Source organism: Arthrobacter sp. TB 23, assembly GCF_000294595.1.
Taxonomy (GTDB): Bacteria; Actinomycetota; Actinomycetes; order Actinomycetales; family Micrococcaceae; genus Arthrobacter_D.
Genome location: NZ_ALPM01000007.1, coordinates 1 through 19,933, shown reverse-complemented (window position 1 = coordinate 19,933; position 19,933 = coordinate 1). Strand labels below are relative to the sequence as shown.

The 19,933-nt window shown below is 60.6% G+C and carries 23 protein-coding genes and 2 tRNA genes; 14 read left to right on the top strand and 11 right to left on the bottom strand.

All coding sequences use genetic code 11. The annotated features are described in order from the left end of the window. Positions 1 to 24: 24 nt before the first annotated feature. Positions 25 to 1,728, bottom strand: coding sequence for a dihydroxy-acid dehydratase (gene ilvD / locus B384_RS0100950; RefSeq protein ID WP_024476193.1), 1,704 nt, complete (start codon positions 1,726 to 1,728; stop codon positions 25 to 27). 116 nt (positions 1,729 to 1,844) lie between these two features. Here ilvD and B384_RS0100945 point away from each other — a divergent pair, with 116 nt between their 5' ends. Next, entirely contained in the window at positions 1,845 to 2,336 is a 492-nt protein-coding gene (locus tag B384_RS0100945) for a hypothetical protein (protein WP_019481270.1), read from the top strand. 35 nt (positions 2,337 to 2,371) lie between these two features. Here the strand turns inward: B384_RS0100945 and B384_RS0100940 are convergent, their stop codons facing one another. Beyond that, on the bottom strand, positions 2,372 to 3,322 hold the full coding sequence (locus B384_RS0100940) for a 2-hydroxyacid dehydrogenase (RefSeq protein WP_019481269.1): 951 nt from the start codon (positions 3,320 to 3,322) through the stop codon (positions 2,372 to 2,374). A 116-nt stretch (positions 3,323 to 3,438) separates the two neighbouring features. On the opposite strand from B384_RS0100940, the gene B384_RS21255 reads away from it, so the two are divergent. The 5 genes from B384_RS21255 to B384_RS0100905 all read left to right on the top strand — a co-directional run bounded on the left by B384_RS21255 (position 3,439) and on the right by B384_RS0100905 (position 7,275). Further along, entirely contained in the window at positions 3,439 to 3,570 is a 132-nt protein-coding gene (locus B384_RS21255; protein ID WP_019481268.1) for a hypothetical protein, read from the top strand. A gap of 5 nt (positions 3,571 to 3,575) precedes the next feature. Further along, on the top strand, positions 3,576 to 4,697 hold the full coding sequence (locus B384_RS0100930; RefSeq protein ID WP_019481267.1) for a PQQ-dependent sugar dehydrogenase: 1,122 nt from the start codon (positions 3,576 to 3,578) through the stop codon (positions 4,695 to 4,697). A gap of 90 nt (positions 4,698 to 4,787) precedes the next feature. Further along, positions 4,788 to 4,860, top strand: a tRNA-Lys gene (locus B384_RS0100925). A 479-nt stretch (positions 4,861 to 5,339) separates the two neighbouring features. Further along, positions 5,340 to 6,035: a helicase associated domain-containing protein gene (locus tag B384_RS0100915; protein WP_019481266.1), complete on the top strand. Its 696-nt coding sequence runs from the start codon at positions 5,340 to 5,342 to the stop codon at positions 6,033 to 6,035. A gap of 859 nt (positions 6,036 to 6,894) precedes the next feature. Next, a complete protein-coding gene (locus tag B384_RS0100905; protein WP_035766101.1) occupies positions 6,895 to 7,275 on the top strand; it encodes a hypothetical protein in 381 nt (126 codons plus the stop codon). Positions 7,276 to 7,588: 313 nt separating this feature from the next. Here B384_RS0100905 and B384_RS0100900 read toward each other — a convergent pair whose 3' ends face one another. The 3 genes from B384_RS0100900 to B384_RS20960 form a co-directional block, all read right to left on the bottom strand. Further along, a complete protein-coding gene (locus B384_RS0100900) occupies positions 7,589 to 8,299 on the bottom strand; it encodes a hypothetical protein (RefSeq protein WP_019481263.1) in 711 nt (236 codons plus the stop codon). Positions 8,300 to 8,309: 10 nt separating this feature from the next. Beyond that, complete coding sequence (locus B384_RS0100895; RefSeq protein ID WP_019481262.1) at positions 8,310 to 8,489, bottom strand: hypothetical protein; 180 nt, start codon at positions 8,487 to 8,489, stop codon at positions 8,310 to 8,312. 1,617 nt (positions 8,490 to 10,106) lie between these two features. Then, positions 10,107 to 10,265, bottom strand: a complete 159-nt coding sequence (locus B384_RS20960) for a hypothetical protein (protein WP_019481260.1) — start codon at positions 10,263 to 10,265, stop codon at positions 10,107 to 10,109. Here B384_RS20960 and B384_RS21445 point away from each other — a divergent pair. Continuing rightward, positions 10,219 to 10,383 carry a helix-turn-helix domain-containing protein gene (locus tag B384_RS21445; RefSeq protein ID WP_443110800.1) on the top strand — a complete coding sequence of 55 codons (165 nt, stop codon included), beginning with the start codon at positions 10,219 to 10,221 and terminating at the stop codon, positions 10,381 to 10,383. The genes B384_RS20960 and B384_RS21445 overlap by 47 nt on opposite strands. Positions 10,384 to 10,513: 130 nt before the next feature. Further along, on the top strand, positions 10,514 to 10,834 hold the full coding sequence (locus tag B384_RS20410) for a hypothetical protein (protein ID WP_019481259.1): 321 nt from the start codon (positions 10,514 to 10,516) through the stop codon (positions 10,832 to 10,834). On the opposite strand, the gene B384_RS0100875 is transcribed toward B384_RS20410, so the two are convergent. Further along, the gene (locus B384_RS0100875; protein WP_026040867.1) at positions 10,822 to 12,024 is read right to left on the bottom strand and encodes an IS110 family transposase; all 1,203 of its coding nucleotides are present in this window, start codon (positions 12,022 to 12,024) and stop codon (positions 10,822 to 10,824) included. The two genes, B384_RS20410 and B384_RS0100875, sit on opposite strands and share 13 nt — an antisense overlap. Positions 12,025 to 12,526: 502 nt before the next feature. Between B384_RS0100875 and B384_RS20405 the strand changes: the two genes are divergently transcribed. After that, positions 12,527 to 12,664 (top strand): hypothetical protein, encoded by a 138-nt coding sequence (locus B384_RS20405; protein WP_019481257.1) that lies wholly within the window; start codon positions 12,527 to 12,529, stop codon positions 12,662 to 12,664. 505 nt (positions 12,665 to 13,169) lie between these two features. Here the strand turns inward: B384_RS20405 and B384_RS17290 are convergent. Then, the gene (locus B384_RS17290) at positions 13,170 to 13,412 is read right to left on the bottom strand and encodes a hypothetical protein (RefSeq protein ID WP_019481255.1); all 243 of its coding nucleotides are present in this window, start codon (positions 13,410 to 13,412) and stop codon (positions 13,170 to 13,172) included. A 57-nt stretch (positions 13,413 to 13,469) separates the two neighbouring features. Then, positions 13,470 to 13,901 (bottom strand): hypothetical protein, encoded by a 432-nt coding sequence (locus tag B384_RS19525; RefSeq protein ID WP_019481254.1) that lies wholly within the window; start codon positions 13,899 to 13,901, stop codon positions 13,470 to 13,472. Between the two features lie 386 nt (positions 13,902 to 14,287). On the opposite strand from B384_RS19525, the gene B384_RS0100850 reads away from it, so the two are divergent. Further along, positions 14,288 to 14,881 carry a hypothetical protein gene (locus B384_RS0100850; RefSeq protein WP_156808918.1) on the top strand — a complete coding sequence of 198 codons (594 nt, stop codon included), beginning with the start codon at positions 14,288 to 14,290 and terminating at the stop codon, positions 14,879 to 14,881. Here the strand turns inward: B384_RS0100850 and B384_RS0100845 are convergent. Then, entirely contained in the window at positions 14,878 to 15,090 is a 213-nt protein-coding gene (locus B384_RS0100845) for a helix-turn-helix transcriptional regulator (RefSeq protein ID WP_019481252.1), read from the bottom strand. The two genes, B384_RS0100850 and B384_RS0100845, sit on opposite strands and share 4 nt — an antisense overlap. Positions 15,091 to 15,207: 117 nt before the next feature. Here B384_RS0100845 and B384_RS0100835 point away from each other — a divergent pair, with 117 nt between their 5' ends. Next, entirely contained in the window at positions 15,208 to 16,479 is a 1,272-nt protein-coding gene (locus tag B384_RS0100835) for a tyrosine-type recombinase/integrase (RefSeq protein ID WP_083850791.1), read from the top strand. 311 nt (positions 16,480 to 16,790) lie between these two features. Continuing rightward, complete coding sequence (locus tag B384_RS0100830; protein ID WP_156808917.1) at positions 16,791 to 17,219, top strand: hypothetical protein; 429 nt, start codon at positions 16,791 to 16,793, stop codon at positions 17,217 to 17,219. A 54-nt stretch (positions 17,220 to 17,273) separates the two neighbouring features. Here the strand turns inward: B384_RS0100830 and B384_RS0100825 are convergent, their stop codons facing one another. Continuing rightward, positions 17,274 to 17,783 (bottom strand): MarR family winged helix-turn-helix transcriptional regulator, encoded by a 510-nt coding sequence (locus B384_RS0100825; RefSeq protein ID WP_237715195.1) that lies wholly within the window; start codon positions 17,781 to 17,783, stop codon positions 17,274 to 17,276. A 141-nt stretch (positions 17,784 to 17,924) separates the two neighbouring features. On the opposite strand from B384_RS0100825, the gene bcp reads away from it, so the two are divergent. Continuing rightward, complete coding sequence (bcp, locus tag B384_RS0100820) at positions 17,925 to 18,395, top strand: thioredoxin-dependent thiol peroxidase (RefSeq protein ID WP_019481248.1); 471 nt, start codon at positions 17,925 to 17,927, stop codon at positions 18,393 to 18,395. 57 nt (positions 18,396 to 18,452) lie between these two features. Further along, positions 18,453 to 18,537 (top strand) — tRNA-Leu (locus tag B384_RS0100815). Positions 18,538 to 18,559: 22 nt separating this feature from the next. Here B384_RS0100815 and B384_RS0100810 read toward each other — a convergent pair. Beyond that, the gene (locus B384_RS0100810) at positions 18,560 to 19,768 is read right to left on the bottom strand and encodes an IS481 family transposase (protein ID WP_019481247.1); all 1,209 of its coding nucleotides are present in this window, start codon (positions 19,766 to 19,768) and stop codon (positions 18,560 to 18,562) included. Between the last annotated feature and the right edge of the window lie 165 nt (positions 19,769 to 19,933).

Sequence of the window (19,933 nt, the reverse complement as noted above, 5' to 3'; positions counted from 1 at the left end):
GGGAGGGGCGGCCCGGCGGAGGGGCTAGCCGCAGTACGCGCCCTCGGAGGCCGAGTGCACCAGCTTGGCGTACTTCGCGAGCACTCCCTTGGTGTAGATCGCCGGGAGCGGCTCCCAGCCGACCTTCCGGCTTTCGAGTTCGGCTTCGTCCACCAGCAGGTCAAAGCTCTTGTTGGGGATGTCGATACGGATCCGGTCGCCGTCCTTCACGAAGGCGATGGGTCCGCCGTCGACCGCTTCTGGTGCCACGTGCCCAATGCACAGGCCCGTGGTGCCACCGGAGAACCGGCCGTCGGTCAGCAGCAGCACATCCTTGCCGAGGCCCGCGCCCTTGATCGCGCCGGTGATTGCGAGCATTTCGCGCATCCCCGGGCCACCCTTGGGTCCCTCGTAACGGATGACGACGACGTCGCCGGCCTTCACGACGCCGTCGGCGAGCGCCTTCAGCGCACCTTGTTCCCGCTCGAAGACGCGGGCAGTTCCTTCGAAGACCTCGGCGTCGAACCCGGCGGTCTTGACGACTGCACCTTCAGGAGCCAGCGAGCCCTTGACAATGGTGATGCCCCCGCTGGCGTGGATCGGGTTGTCCATGGCGCGAAGGATCTTGCCATCGAGGTCCGGCGGATTGATCGACGCGAGGTTCTCGGCCAGAGTCTTGCCGGTGACGGTCAGGACGTCCCCGTGCAGCAGCCCGGCGTCGAGCAGCGCCCGCATGATGACCGGCACGCCTCCCACCTTGTCGACGTCGGTCATCACGTAACGGCCGAACGGCTTCAGGTCGCCCAGGTGCGGGATTTTGTCACCGATGCGGTTGAAGTCATCGAGCGTCAGCTCAACTTCGGCTTCACGCGCAATCGCCAGCAGGTGAAGCACGGCATTGGTGGACCCGCCGAAAGCCATGGTGACGGCAATAGCGTTCTCGAACGCCTTGCGGGTCATGATGTCCCGCGCGGTGATCCCGAGGCGCAGGAGGTTGACCACGGCCTCACCCGACTTGCGGGCAAAATCATCACGACGGCGATCGGCCGACGGCGGCGCGGCCGATCCTGGCAGCGACATGCCCAGGGCCTCGCCGATGCAGGCCATGGTGTTGGCCGTGTACATGCCGCCACAGGCGCCTTCGCCGGGGCAGACTGCCTTCTCGATGCGGGTCAGGTCTTCTTCGCTCATCTTGCCGGCGGCGCAGGCGCCCACCGCCTCGAAGGCGTCAATCAGTGTGACTTCCCGCTCGGTGCCGTCTTCCAGTTTCACCCAGCCCGGCATGATCGAACCGCCGTAGAGGAAGACGCTCGCGAGGTTCAAACGTGCTGCGGCCATCAGCATGCCAGGCAGCGACTTGTCGCAGCCAGCCAGCAGGACCGAACCGTCAATCCGCTCGGCCTCCATGACGGTCTCCACCGAATCGGCGATCACTTCACGCGAGACCAGCGAGAAGTGCATCCCGGAGTGGCCCATTGAAATGCCGTCGGACACGGAGATGGTGCCGAACTGCATCGGGAACCCCCCGCCCGCATGAACGCCTTCCTTGGCGCACTGGGCGAGCCGGTTCAGTGACAGGTTGCAGGGAGTAATCTCGTTCCACGAACTTGCGACGCCAATTTGCGGCTTCGCAAAGTCGTCGTCGCCCATGCCGACCGCACGGAGCATTCCGCGGGCCGGCGCCCGCTCAAATCCATCAGTGACGGCCCGGCTTCGCGGCTTAATATCAGGGGTATTTTCCAGGCTCATGGGTCAAAGTCTAGGCGTACCCGCATTCCCCGCAATGCCATATGACCACCCTGTTACGGGACGCGGGAGTCACGCGGACTCTCGTCATCGGAGCTATGGCACGTAAACTCGGTCCTATGTCGACGCCTCCATCGGACCCTGACCCGCCAGAAGTGACCGACAAAGCCCCTGATAGCGACCAGCTCAAGGATGATCTGCGAAAAGTCTTCGACTCGCAGATCCCCAACTACGGCGATTACAACCTGGTCTTTGCTGCCAATGAGCGCTATAAACAACGGGAATCCGATGGCGCCCGTGTCACTATGCCGAAATATTACGTACTGGGCTACCGCTGGCAACCAACCGAAATCATGATCGCTCCTGTCGACTCGCATACGCTGGCGGGCACCGGCATCCCCGTGGAAATCAACATGACAAACCTCTCGCATGCCCACCGTCTGGCCAGCGGTCACTACGAAGTAGGCACCAGCACCGGAAAGACATTCCAGTTCGGAGTGCAACCGGAGGCGCGCTTCAGTTCAGGCCCGCACTCACAGCTGGTGATCGATCAACGCGACGATCATCAGGACTTCGACGCGTTTATGGCCGCCTTCATCGCGATGGCCTAGCACCCAAACTCCAGGGCACCCGCCGTCGGGAACCGTTAGCGGTAGAGGGATCCGCGCTGCACCAGGTTGGTTGGCTCCTCGCCGGCAGCAAAGCTGACCAGCTGGCGCCGCAACAACTTGATCATTCGCGGCCAGAATGCGCCGGTGTTGCCGCCGCTGTGGGGTGTGATCAGCGCCCCGGACGCCGACCACAGGGGGTGTCCCTCGGGGACGGGCTCCGGATCGAACACATCGAGAGCCGCCGACAGGCGCTCGGCAATCACTTCCGCCGTCAGAGCCTCGCTATCCACCACCGCGCCGCGGGCCATGTTGACGACCAGCGCGCCATCGGGCATCGCTGCCAGCACTTCGGCGTTGATCAGCCCTCGGGTCGCATCGGTGAGCGGTGTGATGACGATCAGCACTTCGGCTTCCCCTGCGAGCGTCACCAACTCGTCGCTGCCGTGCACGTGCCCCCATTCGTCGTCGCGGGCTGAACTGCCGACCCGGGTCAGCTCCACCTCGAACGGCTCAAGACGCCGGGCAATCTCGACGCCGATTCCTCCGACGCCCACCAGCAGCACCTTGCGGTCGGCGAGGCCGAGATAGCGGCCGGGCCGCCACTGACCCAGAGTCTGGTTGCGGACGGCGTCGTCAATGCCTCGGAGCGAGGCGATTGTGAGGCCAACCGCGAGCTCAGCGGTCGCGGCGGCGTGGACGCCCGCGGCGCTGGTAACGGCGACGTCGTCGCCCACCAACTCGGGGATACCCTCGTAGCCAGTGGATTGGGTGTGTACCAGCAGCAGGTTCGGCGCGCTCTTGACTGCAGCACCGAAAGTCTCGGGCGAGGACATGTAAGGCAATACGGCGGCGTCAATCTCTGCCAGATCTGCACCCACCGGATCCGCGTCGAAGTCCCACACCACCACCGAGATTCCATCCGGCGCTGGCTGTAGCGCATCGAGCATTTCAACACTGGGCACCGAAACTGTCTTGATCCTGTCCATCCCGAAAGCCTAACGTCCAGTTGCGACCAGCGCCCTCCACGGCTGTGGACACTCGCGCGGGTTGGTCGTAACGTCGAAGGCGGTGGGTGTCCCACCAGGTGCGTAAGGATCGTGTCATGGACGTAGTTTTCTGGGTGCTGCTGATCGTCGTCATTGTTGGCGCTGTCTGGTGGTTCCGCTTCCGGAGCGCGCCCGACGACGTCGACACCCACCCGCGCACTGATCCGCCGGCCAGCCGGAAGGATTAACCATTTTGGCGAGCACCCGGCGGCTACCGTCCGCTCTGGCAACCGCCGTCGTCGTGCTTCTGTCCCTTGCAGCGTGCACGGCTGATGAGCCCAGCCCAATTGTCGGCGGCAGTCCGGCGACAGCGCAAGCGACTGCGCCAGCGACTGAACCAGCGACTGAACCGGAACCTATCCGGCTTCCCGACCTCTCCCCCGGCGACCTTCGCGCGGAAGGGCTTAACGTCCCGTGGGCGCTGGCCACGCTGCCCGACGGATCGCTGCTGGTCACCGAACGCGAGACCGGGGAGATCAAACGGGTGGCTGACGGCGAGACAACTACCGTCGGAACCCTCGGCGCCGAGGTCGCAGCCGCCGGTGAAGGCGGCTTGCTGGGGCTGGCCATCAGCCCAGACTTTGACACGGACCCCAGATTGTTCGTGTTCTACACCGGCCCGGCCGACAACCGGATTTCCAGCCTCACCTACAGCGAGGAGGGCCTCGGCCAGCCCGAAGAGGTGTTGACCGGTCTGCCGAAGGCCCATATCCACAACGGCGGACGGATCAAATTCGGCCCGGACGGCTACCTGTATGTGGGCACCGGCGACGCCGCTCAGGCGGACGCCGCGCAGGATCCTGACAGCCTGGCCGGCAAGATCCTCCGAATCACCAGCGACGGCGAGCCGGCGCCTGGCAACCCCATTGACGGGTCGCCCGTCTACAGCCTTGGACACCGCAATGTGCAGGGCCTCGCCTGGGATTCAGCCGACCGGTTGTGGGCCAGCGAATTTGGTCCCGAGGTCGACGACGAGCTGAACCTCATCGAGCCCGGCGGGAACTACGGGTGGCCGGCAGTCACCGGCTCCCCCGGAGTAGCCGATTTCATCGACGCCCAGGTGGTGTGGCCCTCTACCGCCACCTCGTCCCCAAGTGGAATGGCAATCGTCGATGACATTGCCTATATCGGCGGACTACGCGGAGAGAGGCTGTGGCAGGTGCCGCTGCTGGCGGGGGCCGTCAACGCACCGGTCAGCCACTTCGACGGCGAATACGGACGGCTACGCGATGTAATCCAGGGAACGGACGGAGAACTACTGATCGCCACCAACGAGGGCACCGAATCGCGGGTGATCACCGTCGACGCCTCGTAGCCGCCCGGCAAAGAACCAATTTCAGGTTTCAGCAGAAGTGCTGGTAGAGTTTCATGCTGTTGCGGTTGGCCCGATGGGCCCAGTCAACATGCACCTCTAGCTCAATTGGCAGAGCATCTGACTCTTAATCAGAGGGTTTCGGGTTCAAGTCCCGAGGGGTGCACCTAGTAGATGACCGTCTGACTAGGCATTATGCCCGGTCAGACGGTTTTTTAGTACCCCATGAAAACGCGAAAAGTGTCACTTTGCGGGTTACTTTGATTGGAAGTCGGCCCGCGGTCCCTTGCTGCTATCGCATGCAACACAACGAATCCGTAACGCGGACCCTGCGAGATTCACCAGGTTCACAAGGGTTCACAAGGGTTCACACCGAAGCACGGCTGGGTTAGTCCGCATGTCAAACAGGTGCGGTCCATCACGCCCTCGGACGTCACCGCCTGCCGACACCGGGCCACCGCCGCGTGACCAAGAACCTGCGGTAGTGCTGCAGAGATCATTGCCCGGTTCAAGTTCTGCTCGACCGAGGTGGAGGCGGTGATGGAGTTGCGCCGGACGGCGGCCCTGATCGCCAAGACCCACCACCGTTTCACCGGCGGTCAGGTGCTCCTTCCGCAAGCAGAGTGATGGACCTTATCCTTGGCTATGGCCGTCCCCGCTGGCATTGAGGCTGAGGGTCCCGAGGACTGGGGTCCGTGCATTTCTGCGGCCGAGTGGCGGCTCATGTACCTGCGCGGAATGAGCAGCGAGCAGATTGCCCACCACTGCCGGGTTCCCCTCAAGCGGGTCCGCCGGGTGATCCTCACTTTCCAGAGGACCCGCCCGGAGCTGGCAGGCAAACGCCTGATGCTCCACGACCAACCTTCGCTGCCGTCGGCCGCTGACCGGGCGCGCAAGCCGCCGCGGCCATCCTGGGAGAAGCGTCTCCAGGAGGTGCGGACGTTCTACCGGCGGCGTCGGCGGATGCCTCGGGCACTCTCCAAAGACCCTGCTGAGAAACGCATGGCCGAATGGGTTGCCGGCCAGCGCAGGCAGATCCGCCGCGGAACCATGGCAGAGGAACGCCGGGCTGCCCTACAGGATGCCTTCGGAGACTGGGTGGGCCCACCGCGGGCGGAAGCCCACGTGCAGCTGTGGGCGCAGCGCCTGGATGAGGTCGCAGCGTTCCAGGCAGCAGAAGGGCATCTCCCCCGGTTCCGCAGGGGCGAGGACCGGCACGAGAACATCCTCTCGACCTGGGTGACGACGCAACCCGGCCTGCACCGGGACGGCACCCTGGACCCGGACCGCCACCGGCGGTTGGACGAACGGATCCCCAGATGGGAAACCTGGCGGCGGTGAGCCTAGTCCTCTGATTATCCCGGCTGAGGCCTTCTCAGCTGGCTCTGGCCCATATACTGCTTGCGGCCTCGAGTAGGCGTCCATCTAGCGCTGATTTGCTACATCCGTGCGCCGGTTCTTGTCGCGGACCATTACCGCAAGATCGGCGGGGGCAACGGTGAGGACCACTTTAGGCACAGAGGGATGCCAAGACTGACAGCCGTTCTGCTCTTTGCCTATCAATCCAAGATCCCTCGTGATTTGCTGACCACGTGGTTCTGCACGTCGATGTCGCCGACGGAACGAATTCGTCCTGGCGTAGCTACGGCGCGCCGAAACCCGTTGCGTAACAGGCACACCTATTGTCAAGGCCGCGCCGAAGAACTCCGTTCTTTCTCTGATCTTGTCGGCTGCCTCGGGAATCTCCCGGCCGGGGAATCGAGTATCGACCGAGTTCGCTCGCTCGTCAAGACGCGATTTATAAGAGGACGGCACCTATCCCGACCGCCAGAAGACGTTCCGGAGCTACCACATGCGAGCTGGCATGCCTATCGCTTTCATCGCGAAGAAGCCCCGAAGTTTTCGCTCCTTCGGGGCTTCAATATGGGCAACTCACCCTGCGAATACGGGTTAAGCGTGCTGATTCGTCAGTATGGCTTACCGGCTACCATGGTCACCGGAACGCTACAGAACGAACATTAGCAGGCCCTGAATGTAGCGGGAACGGGAGTATGGAGCGGGTACTCATTCTCGCCGCTCGCCTTCGCATCACGACTGATTCCAAGCTCGGAAAGCCGACACCCAACTGGGTCTTTGAACTCGCGAACCGGCCAATTGCTGGTAGCTACCGGCCGAACCAACGGTGAACCAGGAGCAGTCGATGAGCATGCTCGACGCGCAAGCAGCAGAAGTAGGAATCCGGGAGCTCGTGCGCCGTCTAAACGCGGGGCTCGGAGTAACGCTGGTCGGTGGGCTGACCGGGAGCCCTGTTCGTGGCATCAGTAGCGATTGGCAGAAGGTCAACGGCCCGGAACCCAGTCCGGAAGCTCAGCAGCGTCTCCGGTTGGCTCACCGGGTGTGGCGGATAATCTCCGACGCCGAAGGAGAGCATGTAGCCCGGCTATGGTTCATCGGATCCAACCCTTGGCTCAACGACGACTCCCCCGTCAACGCAACACGAGAAGACCGTGCCGAGGACCTAATCCACGCGCAGGATAAATCGCAGGCAAACTCCCACGTCCGGGCCACGCTCGAGATCTAGTACCAAGCATGCGGATTGGGTATGGAATCCGCGGGCAATTACCGACATACTCGTCGGATACTGACCTTGTGGAACATGCAGACGCCATCGTAATGGGCGACGTCCTGTCCGAAAAACCGAGCACGGCAGTGGCACGCTGCCGCAGGGTGCTCCGAGCATTCGTCGCACAGTCGCGACAGCAATGGACCTATCTACGATACTACGAGCGATCTTTAATTCTTCTCACCTGAGACGTCCTGAAGATTTTTACCAGCGCCTTCCAGTTTAATTTCTATATTCTCTAGGCGCATTATTGCGGGGCACATACCCGGCGTCAGCCGTTGCCGTAATAACGTGGCAGTTGAGTCTTATGGGTCTCCGAAAAGCGCTTTAGGGCTAGCGATGTTCCTAGTCCAAGCGGTCGCTCGTCAGCCCACTGATGATTCCACCTGCCGTTAAATCCCTCCTGGCGCGTTGCCTGAGCTTCTCGCCCGAATCCACCGGTACCCAGACGCCACGACCCGAAGTTGTTCGCCCCCCATGTGTTGCGCCCCCAGGAATCGACATTAGCATCTAAGAATGTATAGCTCCTGCCTTCTTCTTCGAAGTAAAAATGACCAAAGAACTCAGTCTTCGCGACGGAACCATTCGTGAATAGAACTAAGGCAGTGCCGGAGCACAACCCTTCCCTCATGTAGCCCTGTCTGAGAGTCCATTTATTCTTCACCGGGACGTGCCACGTTGCCTCCAACACATCAGCGGAAATCACCCAGTAACCCTCATCCAGCCACGTTGGTACTTGTTCCTGCTGCAAGCCGTGGCTAACCTTCCGGGCATAGCGAACGATGTTCTGTGCCCATGGAGTCGTTGCCACGACAACCTCAGGCGGGAGTAGCGTGTTCTTGGCGGCTTCCACTTTCGGTGGCTCTGTGGCGGCTTCCACTTTCGGTGGCTCTGTGGCGGCTTCCACTTTCGATGGCTCTGTCGTTGTGCTTGAGCTACCCTGCTTCCGAGCTTCGCCTTTGAACCAGTCGAGCAATCCCATCAGAATCCTCTCAGCTAACGTTGCTGCACTCCGCCGGAACATGAGTGTTTAGAGCCTTGTGAACGGCTTCACCATCCGCTGCGGAAATTTGCTGGTCAATGTCCCCGGTGTTGTCGACGTCGATCCCGTAGCGCTGCCGTACCTGGTCCTTGATCCGTTCTGCGTACTCCGCGGCGATTGGGTCATTCACGACAATTGTGTAGCAGCAAGAACAGTGCGGTTCTCAGGATGAAATTGACGCCTGTCAAACTAGCTACCACTTAATACCGCACACTGGGCATTTGCGGTATTTATCCGGATAAGCCACTTCCGCCCCACACGACCGGCAGATGTACATCGACATTCGTATTGCCCGTTGCATAGTAACCTCCAACGACCATTGAGTTTTTCCTAGTCTAGGAGTGAGGAGACTTGCGGGCAATAGCTTGCCCGAAAAGTGTCGTTTATACAAAGCTTGTTCAACGCCGCCTCGCAACAAGCGCCTTGAAAGCGGCCGGCGCAAATCACCCGCCGGTAAATCCCCTTCGCGGCAGGTGAAGCTTAATCGTCGTAGAACATTAGGAAATTGCGAGGCCATCTAACCGTTCCGTTGGATTCGACGTAAGCCTTGAGTGCCATGCTGGTTCCTCTACCATCAGTGTGGCTGTCGGAACCAGGCTTGTATCTGTACTCGAAACGCATCGATTCAACGGTGAGTTGGAGACCGTAGAGCTCCATGTCGTCCTGCGGATGTAACCGCCAGCGCCCCGCATTTCCCCAACCCCAGTCGTATGACTGCAATTGCACGGAGTTGGCCCCGAGACCTGTGAACACGATGTCCATAGTTCGGCTGTCGACCACACCTTCGCTGCCTGCAATAGATCCCCACGCATCGGCTGTGCACAAAACCCCGGATGGCGTCAGGAGCAACGCAGGGCCCCGGAACTGTCCATCAAACTCATTTTTGCTCGGCAGCGGAGGGCAACCTAGGTCAGCCTTCGAGCCGTTTTGGACAACCTCTTTGTTCCAACTTCGGTTCGCTCGGCGGACATCGACCGCCAGAAGCCAAAAAGCGTTAGTGTACGTGCCGGTCCCGTTCCTAGGCCACTTACTTCGAAAGAGTGGGACGCCGGCGCTAGCAAGCTGCCCTGCACACTTCCGAGCGTACGCATACAATCGCTTTTCCCAGTCGGATGAGGGCGGACGAACAATCGGGTCACTCCAGATGCCGAAAGCTACCGGCCTCGCAGACATACCGTCCAGTTCTGCCACCGGCTGGACTATGTGCACGCGATCCAAGATGCCTGCCGATGCTGGGTCCGAGGGGGGCGGCTGGCCGCCAAAAAGCCTACTGAACCAGCTCACCCTACCGTGCGCCTATACATTTCAGCCTCGGATCACAAAATTTCGATGTCACCGGATTCACCATCGACATGAGTTAACTTTCGTCCCCACAGCCAAGGCAAGGTTTGCCTGGAACCTTAGGTGATCCGCACTTTGCGCATTTAGTTGACTCAGCCACAGGGACCCCTCGGTCGACCGGAAAGCACCCCTCCTAGGCTGCTTTGGAGTGACCATACCGGAATGATCACGAGATGGAAAGGGATCTTAGCTCTGTTCCCGCTACGTTCTCCAGCCTTGGAGAGGCTCTCCGGGCAGCCACCCATGAGATTGTCGGTGACGGTCGAAAATTGAGCCGTTCTGACGGCTTGGTGTCTAGTGGTCGTTGCAACACCTGCCGACAAGGAGTTGCAATTATGGCCGTGATGAAACGAGCTGGAAGGGTTCGGGGAGCGCCTCCGAAGAACGCCGCGCGCGTTCATTATGATCAGCTGATGAAACAGGGAATGGGCAATCCTGAAGCCTGTCGGGTCGTCGGGATCAGCCGGAGTTCGGGAACGCGGTGGCGGCACGGGCACACCGCCACCTCGAAGACGGGGGTGGTCACAAAGTACCCGCCGATCTCACGGCGAAAACCATCGGTCATCTCCGTCCGTTTCCTCTCGGAAACAGAACGAATCATCATCGCGGACCTGCTCCACTCCCGGCGCAGTGTTCGAGCCATTGCTATGGAGCTCGGGCGTAGTCCGTCGACCGTGAGCTGAGAGATCCGACGGAACACCCACCATCCCTCCGGCAACTACCGACCCGCGGACAGCCCAGCGCAGCGCCGAACGCAGGCGGAGCCGTCCCCGGGTCGGGAAGATCGCCGCCAGCGCAGAGCTGACAGAGTTCGTGAGGACCCACCTCCTCGAACGCTGGAGTCCACGCCAGATCAGCAACCGGCTCCAGTCTGAGTTCCCCGGCCGCACCGAGATGCAGGTCGTCCCCGAAACCGTCTACCAGGCGTTGTATGGGCGCGGAAGCCTCGATCTTGCGGTCAACCCTGCCCTGACTCTGCGCACCGGACGAACCGGACGCCGGCCCCGCAGGAGGAAAGAACACCGCACCAAACGCTTCCCCGACATGGTGATGATCCGCGACCGGTCAGCCGAGGCCACGAACCGGCTAGTGCCAGGGCATTGGGAATCTCAATGCGTTAGTCAAGCAGCATGAGCGGTGAGGTGCGGGGCTGGTTCTTGGTAGGGGGTGTGGTCGCGGAGCATGGCCCAGATGACGTTGATGCGGCGCCGTGCGAGGGCAATGAGTGCTTGTTTGTGTGATTTTCCTTCACCGCGTTTCCGGTCGTAGTAGATGCGCGAGGCTGGGCTGTTCTTCAGGCTGGAGAGTGCAGCGAGGTAGCAGGTTCGGAGGAGTCTGCGGTTGAAGCGGCGGGGCCGATGGAGATTTCCACCGATTCGTCCGGAATCACGTGGGACCGGAGCCAGCCCGGCGACGCTCGCCAGCCGGTCAACTGAGTCGAAAGCGTCCAGGCTACCGCCGATGTTCGCGAGGAACGTTGCTGCCAGAATGGGACCGAAGCCTGGCATGCTCAGCAGAACATCTGCGCTGGGGTGCTTCCCGAAGAGCTCGGTAATTTCGGCGTCAACGTCGGCGATCTCCGTGTCGATAGCGCTGATCTGTTCGGCCAGCCGGTTGACGAGGGCAGAGCCGGTGCGTTGGGTTGGAAGGACTGTGTGCTGAGAGTTCGCGGCGATGAGTGCTTTCTGCGCCATCTTGGCGCTGTTCCGGCAGCCGCGTTTCCGTAGCCAAGCAGCGGGCCGGGTCAGACCGATCCGGCGGATACCCTCCGGAGTCTGATAGCCGCCCAGGAGGATCAAGGGGGCCTTTTTGGAGTAGTCGAATGCCCGCTCTAACGCTGGGAAGTATTCGAGCATAGTGGCGCGCAGCCGGTTGATCGCCCGGACACGGTCACAGATCAGGTCGGTGCGGCGGGCGGTCAGAAGCCTCAGATCCACGCTGATCTGGTCGGCGCCGCGGAGGGGTTGGAGGTCCGTGCGCATGCGGGCCTGGTCGGCGATGATCCGGGCGTCTTTCGCGTCAGTCTTACCGTCACCTCGATATGTTGCAGCGGCGTGATGGACGATTCGCCCAGGAATATAGAGCAGATGCTGCGCGTGCGTAGCTAGAAGCTCGATCAACAGTGCTGCGCCGCCGGAGTTCAGATCAGTGGCCCAACACGCCTCGGCACCCGCCGTAATTTCCGCGATCGAGGCTATTAAGTCGAGCAACACTGTTTCGTCGTTCTCGACCCGTCTCGAGAGCAGCACCGCGCCCGTCTGATCGATTAGAACGCAATGATGGGCGCTTTTGCCCGAGTCGATTCCCACCCAAAATGTTGGCATATTCTTCGGTCCCTTCGATCAGCTCCACTGCTAATTGGCCCTATCGATAACCACGCCGGCACGTCCTTACCCAACGATCAATGTCGCAAGTCTCAATCAGCGGTCGAGTTATCGGCCGGGCAGCGGGCGGCCATTCCCAGTGAGCCGTCCACGCGGCAAGGAGATCTGCGCCATACCCGCCACCCGAGGGTGATCGAAACACTACGACAGCCCCGAAATCACCCACAACAAAACCGTAAGGAAGGGGACCTCAACATTGGGAAGGGCAGCCGATCGGCGATCGGCACCCTCGTGGAACGCACCACACGATTCACGATCCTCGTGCATTTAGCCGGCAACAGAGGAGCAGAGAACCTCCGTGACCGCCTGGCCGGGTCGATGACCGTGGTCCCGGAGCATCTACGTAAATCGCTGACCTGGGATCAAGGGACCGCGAACTCTCAAGATCGACTCCGGATCGCCCACCGCGTGTGGCAGACAGTCGCCTCCGCGGAAGGAGGGGATGTTGCACGGCTATGGTTTCATCGGTTCCAACCCTTGGCTCAGTGAAGACTCCCCCATCGATGCCATCTCGGAAGGCCGCTCCGAGGAAGTTTTGGCTGCCGCATGTGCAATGGTCGAAGGTAGGTTCACCGGATGACTGGGCTGGGACTCTTGGAGGATCACTAAACTACCGTCTCTCACCTCGGTCCGGGCGTCTTAAACGTATGCCCCATCCACGAAGGCTCTGGCTGCGCCTAAGGTCCCTTTTTTGTGCCCGTCACGCAGGGCATCCAGGGGGCGTTGTCCGTCCAAGATCCGGTTCCGGGCGTAGAGCCACTGTCCTACTCCGCGTGGGCTTAGCGAGTCGGAGAGTAGAAGAATGATCTCCCGCAGGTCCTCGAGTTTGGCATGGGTGCTGGCTTGAGGCTTGGCACCCCTTACCTTCCAAGCAGCCATTGTTTCCACATCTACATTCACTACCCGGGCTATGTCAATCGGGTGAAGTCCATAGATTCTCAGCGCAGCCACAAGATCGGGCGCCTCTACTGCCCGACCTAGTCGTTTAGTAGCCATCACGTTTCCTCCCGCTACGCTTTCCGCCGGTGAATGCAGCGATCGCGGCGTCCTGGATCTGGGCAAGCCTGCCAATCGGAAGGTGCCGCTTACTGCTCGAGCGGCTGCTTGGCAGCTAAATCCTTTACCCATCCGGGGGTCTCTTCCCCGAGGTTCTTGTCGACGGTGACGCGCAGCTGTGCGGCGGCCACCTGAACTTTTTCCTTTTCAGAGAGCCTGCTGTAGCCAAGCGTGGCCTTCACTGGACGAATAATGGTGATGCCTTCGGGCAACTTCTTGACGGAAGTGCCGGGCTTTTCGGACTTCCGTTTCTTCAACTTAAATACTGGCATCCGGACCTCGCTTCCCTAATCGGATGCATCCATTATCGCTGACCCATCTCTGTGAGTCTATGGCCTGCGTCTCCGGCCAATACGTCGCCGAGTCTTCGGGGGCGGCCCAGCCAAGACTATGTCGGTCACGATAAGAAGTATTCTCTGCTCAGCGGTTCCCACGTCAAGCTCCATCGCCGCATCGTTTAGCATTCCAAGACCGATACGCTGGCGTTTTGGATCCTGCTCGGCCAGCGCAGCGTCAATGGCCCACTGAACCCGTCGCCACCATTCTGCCTCGGAGTCAGACTTAGTTTTCTGTTCGAGTGCGTCCCTTTGGTGCTTTAGCGACTGCCTCTGGACGAAGAAGGTAATCAGAGCAGCCAGCACGATGGCCGTTGGGCCGAATGCGGCAAGGATTTCCCACACCTCAGCACCGCCATCAACCATCTCTATCCGGATCGGTTCGTTGGTAGCCTCAGGGGCCCAGTAGGCCGCAGGAAGAATCATTCACTCACCCTAGCGGTACTGGACCCCGAGACTAACTAACTGGACTGACGAGCGGCGTATCCAGCTTGGCGTGGACTAACCGACACGAGGACCCAATGTATTGGCATTTGTACCGCTATTGACCTTCTAAATCAGGCCCTTTGACGGTAGAATCGAGAGTAGTAACACCGCTCTCGTGAAAGGCCCGGTCCTCGCCGTGGTTAACGAAATCCCATACGCCAACGTTCTGCAGCTCAAGCGTGAGAAATGCACCTGCGACCGTCAAAGTGAGGCGTGCTACGGAGTCGATCAGGCTCAGCCTGGAGCAACTTCTCGGGGCCCCAGGGAGCAACGAGGTTGCTCCCTGCTGCAGCTCAAGCTGAACACGGCCCCTGACATCTGCATCAGTGAGATCAAAGAGGACAAGGGCGGCGAAGGGGCCAGCGGATCAGCCAAGAACTCCGGCCCCTCAAAACATCGACTCGGTTGAGCTCCTGCTCGACATCGAGGCATTGATCACCGAGAAGATCGCCATCATCACCGGTGAGACCGGCGTGACCGGAAAACTCGCCGAGCGTCTCCGCCGGTGGGTCTCCCTGCTTCCCAGCCAAGAGGCGCACGTCATCTTCAATGCTGAAGAGATCCTGCGCCGATGGGTCGCCATTATTGAGCAAATCTTCGTACCGGAGGACCTACTCGCTATCCCCCAGGCATGCACCGCCGCCGGCTGCGGAGTTTCGAAAGTGACCGAGTTCAACGGCCGCGAGTTCGTTCAGGTCCATGCCATGTACTGGTCCATGGCTTCCGGTGCCGTCTCATGCAAGGGGTCCGGAGGTCGTTGGACCGAAAGAAGCCATGTGGAAGTCCTGGTCGAGCCCCTGACTGGCGGCCGCAGCGCTTCGAAGTGGCCAGGCATCAGGGCCACCCGCCCCATCCGCGCAGCGATCAAGGAATCCGCTTACGAGGCTCGGCACGAACGCCAGGACCAGCTGGCGGCCTAGGCAGCCAAATAAGCAGGCTGCACCCTGGCGTTTGCGTCAAGGTACGCGTCGAGGTCCCGCAGACGGTACCTGACGGAGCGGCCGATACGGATAAATTGGGGGCCGGAAAGAGAGCCACGGAGGTTCTCCACCGTCCCCTCTGAAACCTGCAAGTAGCGGGCGACGTCGGCGGTGGTCATAAGACCATCAACAATTTTGATCGTGTTCATAGTGTTCTCTATGCGTCGACTTCCGCGACGGGTGTCAGGAGAGAAAATGCAAAGTAGTTATGGAGTCAATGGGTTAGTGTCGGGAAGACCAGCACCCGCACCCAAAGGACTCGACGCATGGCTCGAATTGCCCTCGAACCCGGTGGCCCGCACGGCGACCCGAGCTGCTCCAAAGACGGGAAGAAGCATGTCTGCTCCGTCTACTACCGCGACTCACACGGAGAGAGGCGCCGCATGAAGGCCACCGGTGCCACCAAGATGGAGGCCAGCGAAAAACTTGACGCGAAATTCGAAGACCTTCGGCGGTCCGGCCCAGACGCACTGGTGCGGAGCTCGACCACCATCGCAGAGCTCTCGGAGCTATGGCTGGCCTCGCTCCGAGATTTGGCCCCCGGCACTATGACGACCTACCGCAATCGAGCACGGATCAGCATTATCCCGACGATGGGATCCAAGAAGATCGGAGAAGCTACCACCGGGTATATAGAGGGTCAGCTCCGGAAGATCGCGGCCGGGGGTGTGAAAGAGATAGGTAGTGGCGGCAAAGTGAGGAAAATCAAGACGGGTGGACCCACCGCCGAGTTCACGGCCCGGACGATCTTGAAGATGATGTTCGACTTCGCCTTGGATCATCGTGCAATCCCGGGCAATATCAATCCGGTCGGGCTCGACAAATCAGCGAAAGAGCGCAAAGCCCAAAGGGTGAAGGTTCGCGCACTGACCGCACAGGAGTATTCCGAGATGTATCGGCGGATGGCCGCCTGGCAAGAAGCCCAGCAATACGGTCCCCGCCGCGGCAAGGACCTCCTGGTTGCGGTCGATGTGCTCCTCGGCACGGGGGTCAGGACGGGCGAGCTCTTGGCCATGCGATATGAGGACCTATGGCTCCGCGACGAGATTCCGTTTTTCCTGGTGACCGGAACGATCACTCAAAACGAAGAGACTAAGAAGTACTACCGCCAGGATTACACCAAGGGCAATACGGCACAGGAGAAGAAGGTGCAGCCAATCGCGTTGCCCCAATATGTGACCAAACTGCTTCTAGATCGCCAAGAGGGACTTGCCAGAAAGCGACCAACGGGATTGGTTTTCACTAACCAGCTCGGAGGTCTGGTCCTCCCCCCGAACTTCCGGCGTGCTTGGAGACTAGCGCGGATATTCGATGCTAGGGGAGGGGATGATTTCTCATGGGTCACCCCGAAGAGTATGCGGAAATCGGCCGCCACTCTGGTCGCCAACACGGAGGGGCTCGATGCCGCTAGGCAGCAGCTCCGGCATAAATCAGAGTCCACCACTAGGGAGCACTACTTCGACCAACTCATGACGTTGGTTGATAACCGGGCCGCGTTCGATGGCATTTTCGCAGGCCGCTCCACCCCACCTAGGTGACCCCAGAATCAAGAAAGTGTTACTTTGCGGTTTACTTTGGCATGGAAGGGTGACTTTCGTTAGGTCTGGTTGGGTCTCGACTCCCCTCCTAAAGGCCTCAAATACTGGTAACGGCGCTCAGTTTCGCCCAGTTGCAGAAGCGTTGTTCTTACTGACCCCGTATCAAAGGGTTTCGGGATCAAGTCCCGAGGGGTGCCCCACTAAACCGTCTGATCGGCAGCACCGCTGATCGGACGGTTTTTTTGGACCAGTTTGGTAGCGATTTTTCGCTCACTCTTCCCCTCCTTGCTCGCCCGCAGTAGCTTGGCGGCATGGAAGGGATGCCATCCCTCGGAGAAATACACACCGGAGAAATGAACCGGCGGGTGGCACGCGGTCGCTGGGCGTCGATTGCCGCAGAATTCGGCATGCTCACCGGGCCCGAGGTCGACGCAAAGGTTGGACCAAATTCCCCGCCGGCCGGATGCCTCGCAGCGAAACGACAGATCCTGGGGGTGGTTACCAGAGCAGGGCGGGTCCTCTATCCGGGGTTCCAGTTTGATCCCGAGTCTGGCCGGGCCCGACCCATGATTGCCGTCATCGCCTCGATTGGTCTTGCCGGCGGCTGGAAGGATCGACACCTACTCCAGTGGTTCTGCTCACCCAACGGGTATCTCAGCGGCGACAGACCAGTTGACGTCCTCGACGACCCAGACCGCCTCGTCTTCGCTGCGCACAGCGACCTGGACCTCGTCTGGTGAATGACTGGTGAAAGGCTGAGTCCTTGGTCCGTCAGTCGTCGGTCGTCGGTCGTCCTAGTTGTTTGACGGCAGCGGGCCGTCGGTGCCCGATGCGGTGGGAACCGTCGTGGCCCACCGGGGAGCTCCGAGTTCCCGGATCACACTCTGCAGATGGTCGCGGAGTTCGTCGGAGATCAGGCCCTCACCGGTCACCAGTGTGCGTTCGATATCTTTTGACTGCGCGAGGACGCCAAGGCCAGCGTCCGTTATTGAAACCATATGGCTACGCCGGTCCAGATCATTTCGAGTTCGGGAGACATGCCCCCGAGTTTCCAGCCGTGAAAGTGTCTTCCCCATGGTCTGCGCCTGTACCCGTACTATCTGGGCGAGGCTCGCCTGAGTCATCGGACCTTGACCCTCCAGAACACCCAACGCAATGACTCCGGCGTGGGTGACACCCAGGTTCACCAGCCGTTCATTCCACGCGTGCTCGACCAGGCGGGCAGCAGTGGTCAGCAGTCGGCCGGTGGGCCATTGCTCCAGGTCCGGCATAAAAGAAAGCACTTCCTCTCGCCGCACAGACATGCAGCGTTGATCATGGTAACGCCGACCGGTGTAGTTTCAAACGTATCGACCTTATTTACTTATGATAGCTACGGATTTGCGAAAAGTGTCAGCGCCACCATGGCCGACGCAACTAACAAACAAGCAGAAGGAATACAAATAATGGCTGAACGTCTAATGTCGGGCGAGGTAGCCCCCGATTTCTCCCTGCCCGCAGCCGACGGTTCCACCGTGTCCCTGAAGGACTATGCAGGCTCCAGCGTGGTGGTCTATTTCTATCCGGCGGCTTCCACTCCCGGCTGCACCACCCAGGCATGCGACTTCCGCGACAACCTGGCATCCCTTGCTGCCGCGGGCTACACAGTCCTCGGCATCTCACCCGACAACGTGGCAAAGCTCCGGAAATTTGCCGATACAGAAGAGCTCACCTTCCCCCTCCTATCCGACGAAGACCACGCGGTAGCCGAGGCGTGGGGTGCATGGGGTGAAAAGAAAAACTACGGCAAGGTCTACGAAGGCCTGATCCGCTCGACGGTCGTCGTCGGACCCGATGGACTGGTGCAACTACCCCAGTACAACGTCCGCGCCACCGGCCACGTCGCGAAACTTCGGAGAGACCTCGGCGTCCAATAGATTCGCGTACACTGGAGGCTGACGTTTTCGACAGCTTGTCTGTCCTAGGCGTCGAACGCGCGAGTGGCGGAATTGGCAGACGCGCTGGATTTAGGATCCAGTGTCTTCGGACGTGAGGGTTCAAGTCCCTTCTTGCGCACCATTGTTATGAGTCGCGACATGGACTACATGTGAGTCGCGACATCGACGACACCCCCAGCTTCGGCTGGGGGTGTTTTCTTTTGTCTGGATTGATAGTTGCGGGTTGGGTCGATGGTGAGTTCGCGGAGGATCTCTCCGGTGCCGGGTGTGGTGATCATGACTTCGCGGTCGTGGACGAGCATCAGGACGGTTTGGCGGGCGTACGCGCGACCGATTCCGATATGGTGCAGGCGTCCGTTGTAACGCAGGGTGACTTTGCCGGCAGCGTCGATCCGGTCGACGCGGATGCGCCAGTGTCCTCCTTGTTTGGGTTGGTTGGGACTGGCTTTCGGCGTGGTTTGGTAGGCCTGCGCTGGGGTTCGACGGTTCAGTGCCCGGTGCGGGCGTTGATGGTTGTAAACCCGTTGGAACGTGTGGAGCTGCTGGTTCAGTGCCTGGAGTGTCGGTGCTGGGGGCTGGCCGTGGAGCCAGCGTTTGAGGGTTTGGTGGAAACGTTCAATCTTGCCTTGGGTTTGCGGGTGTCCCGGGGACCCGTTTTTCTGGGTGATGTTCAGCGTGTGGAGCAGGTTTTCGAAGGCGTTGCGGCCTCCTTTGCCACCGGCGAAGCGTGCGGTGTAGACGAGCCCGTTATCGGTCAATGTTGAGGCGGGGAGCCCGTATTGCTCAGTGGTGGCAAGGAACGCCTGGACGACGATGGATCCGGTCACGGGGCGGTAGCCGGTGCAGGAGAGCAGGTAGCGGGAGTGATCATCGAGGAAGTTCAGGATCTCGACGTCGGTCCCGTCGTCCAGGGTCCAGTGGGTGAAGTCGGATTGCCAGGTTTCGTTGGGTTGGGCCGCTTCGAAGCGGTGCAACGATGATTTGGGGCGTTTCTTTGGTTCCGGGGTGATCAGCCCGGCGTTCACGAGGATCCGGCGGATCGTTGAGGTTGAGGGGGCTTTGAGCCCTTCTTGTTCGAGGTGCCAAGCGATGGTCTGCGGTCCTGCGTCCAGGCCTGCCTTCGTGAGCTCCGCGCGGAGTTCTCGGATCCGCTGGGTCGTCGCTTCCGGTGTGGCGTGCGGGCTGGCCCGCGGCCGTTTCGAGCGGGGTTCAACTGCGTCTAGACCGCCGTGTTCGTAGCGGCGGACCAGCTCGTGGACCCACTGTCGGCCGACCCCGTATCGGCGGGCTGCTTCGGTTTTGGTGAGTCCTTGTTGCACCACGGACAAGACAATGACCTTTTGCTTCGACATGGGCTCATACTCAGGCCCCTAAAGTGTCGCCGATGTCCCGACTCACCGGCGGGTATCAACTGTCGCCCATGTCGCGACTCATGTGTCGCCTATGTCCTGAACCTAGACACCTTCTTGCGCACCATTGTTATGAGTCGCGACATGGACTACATGCGAGTCGCGACA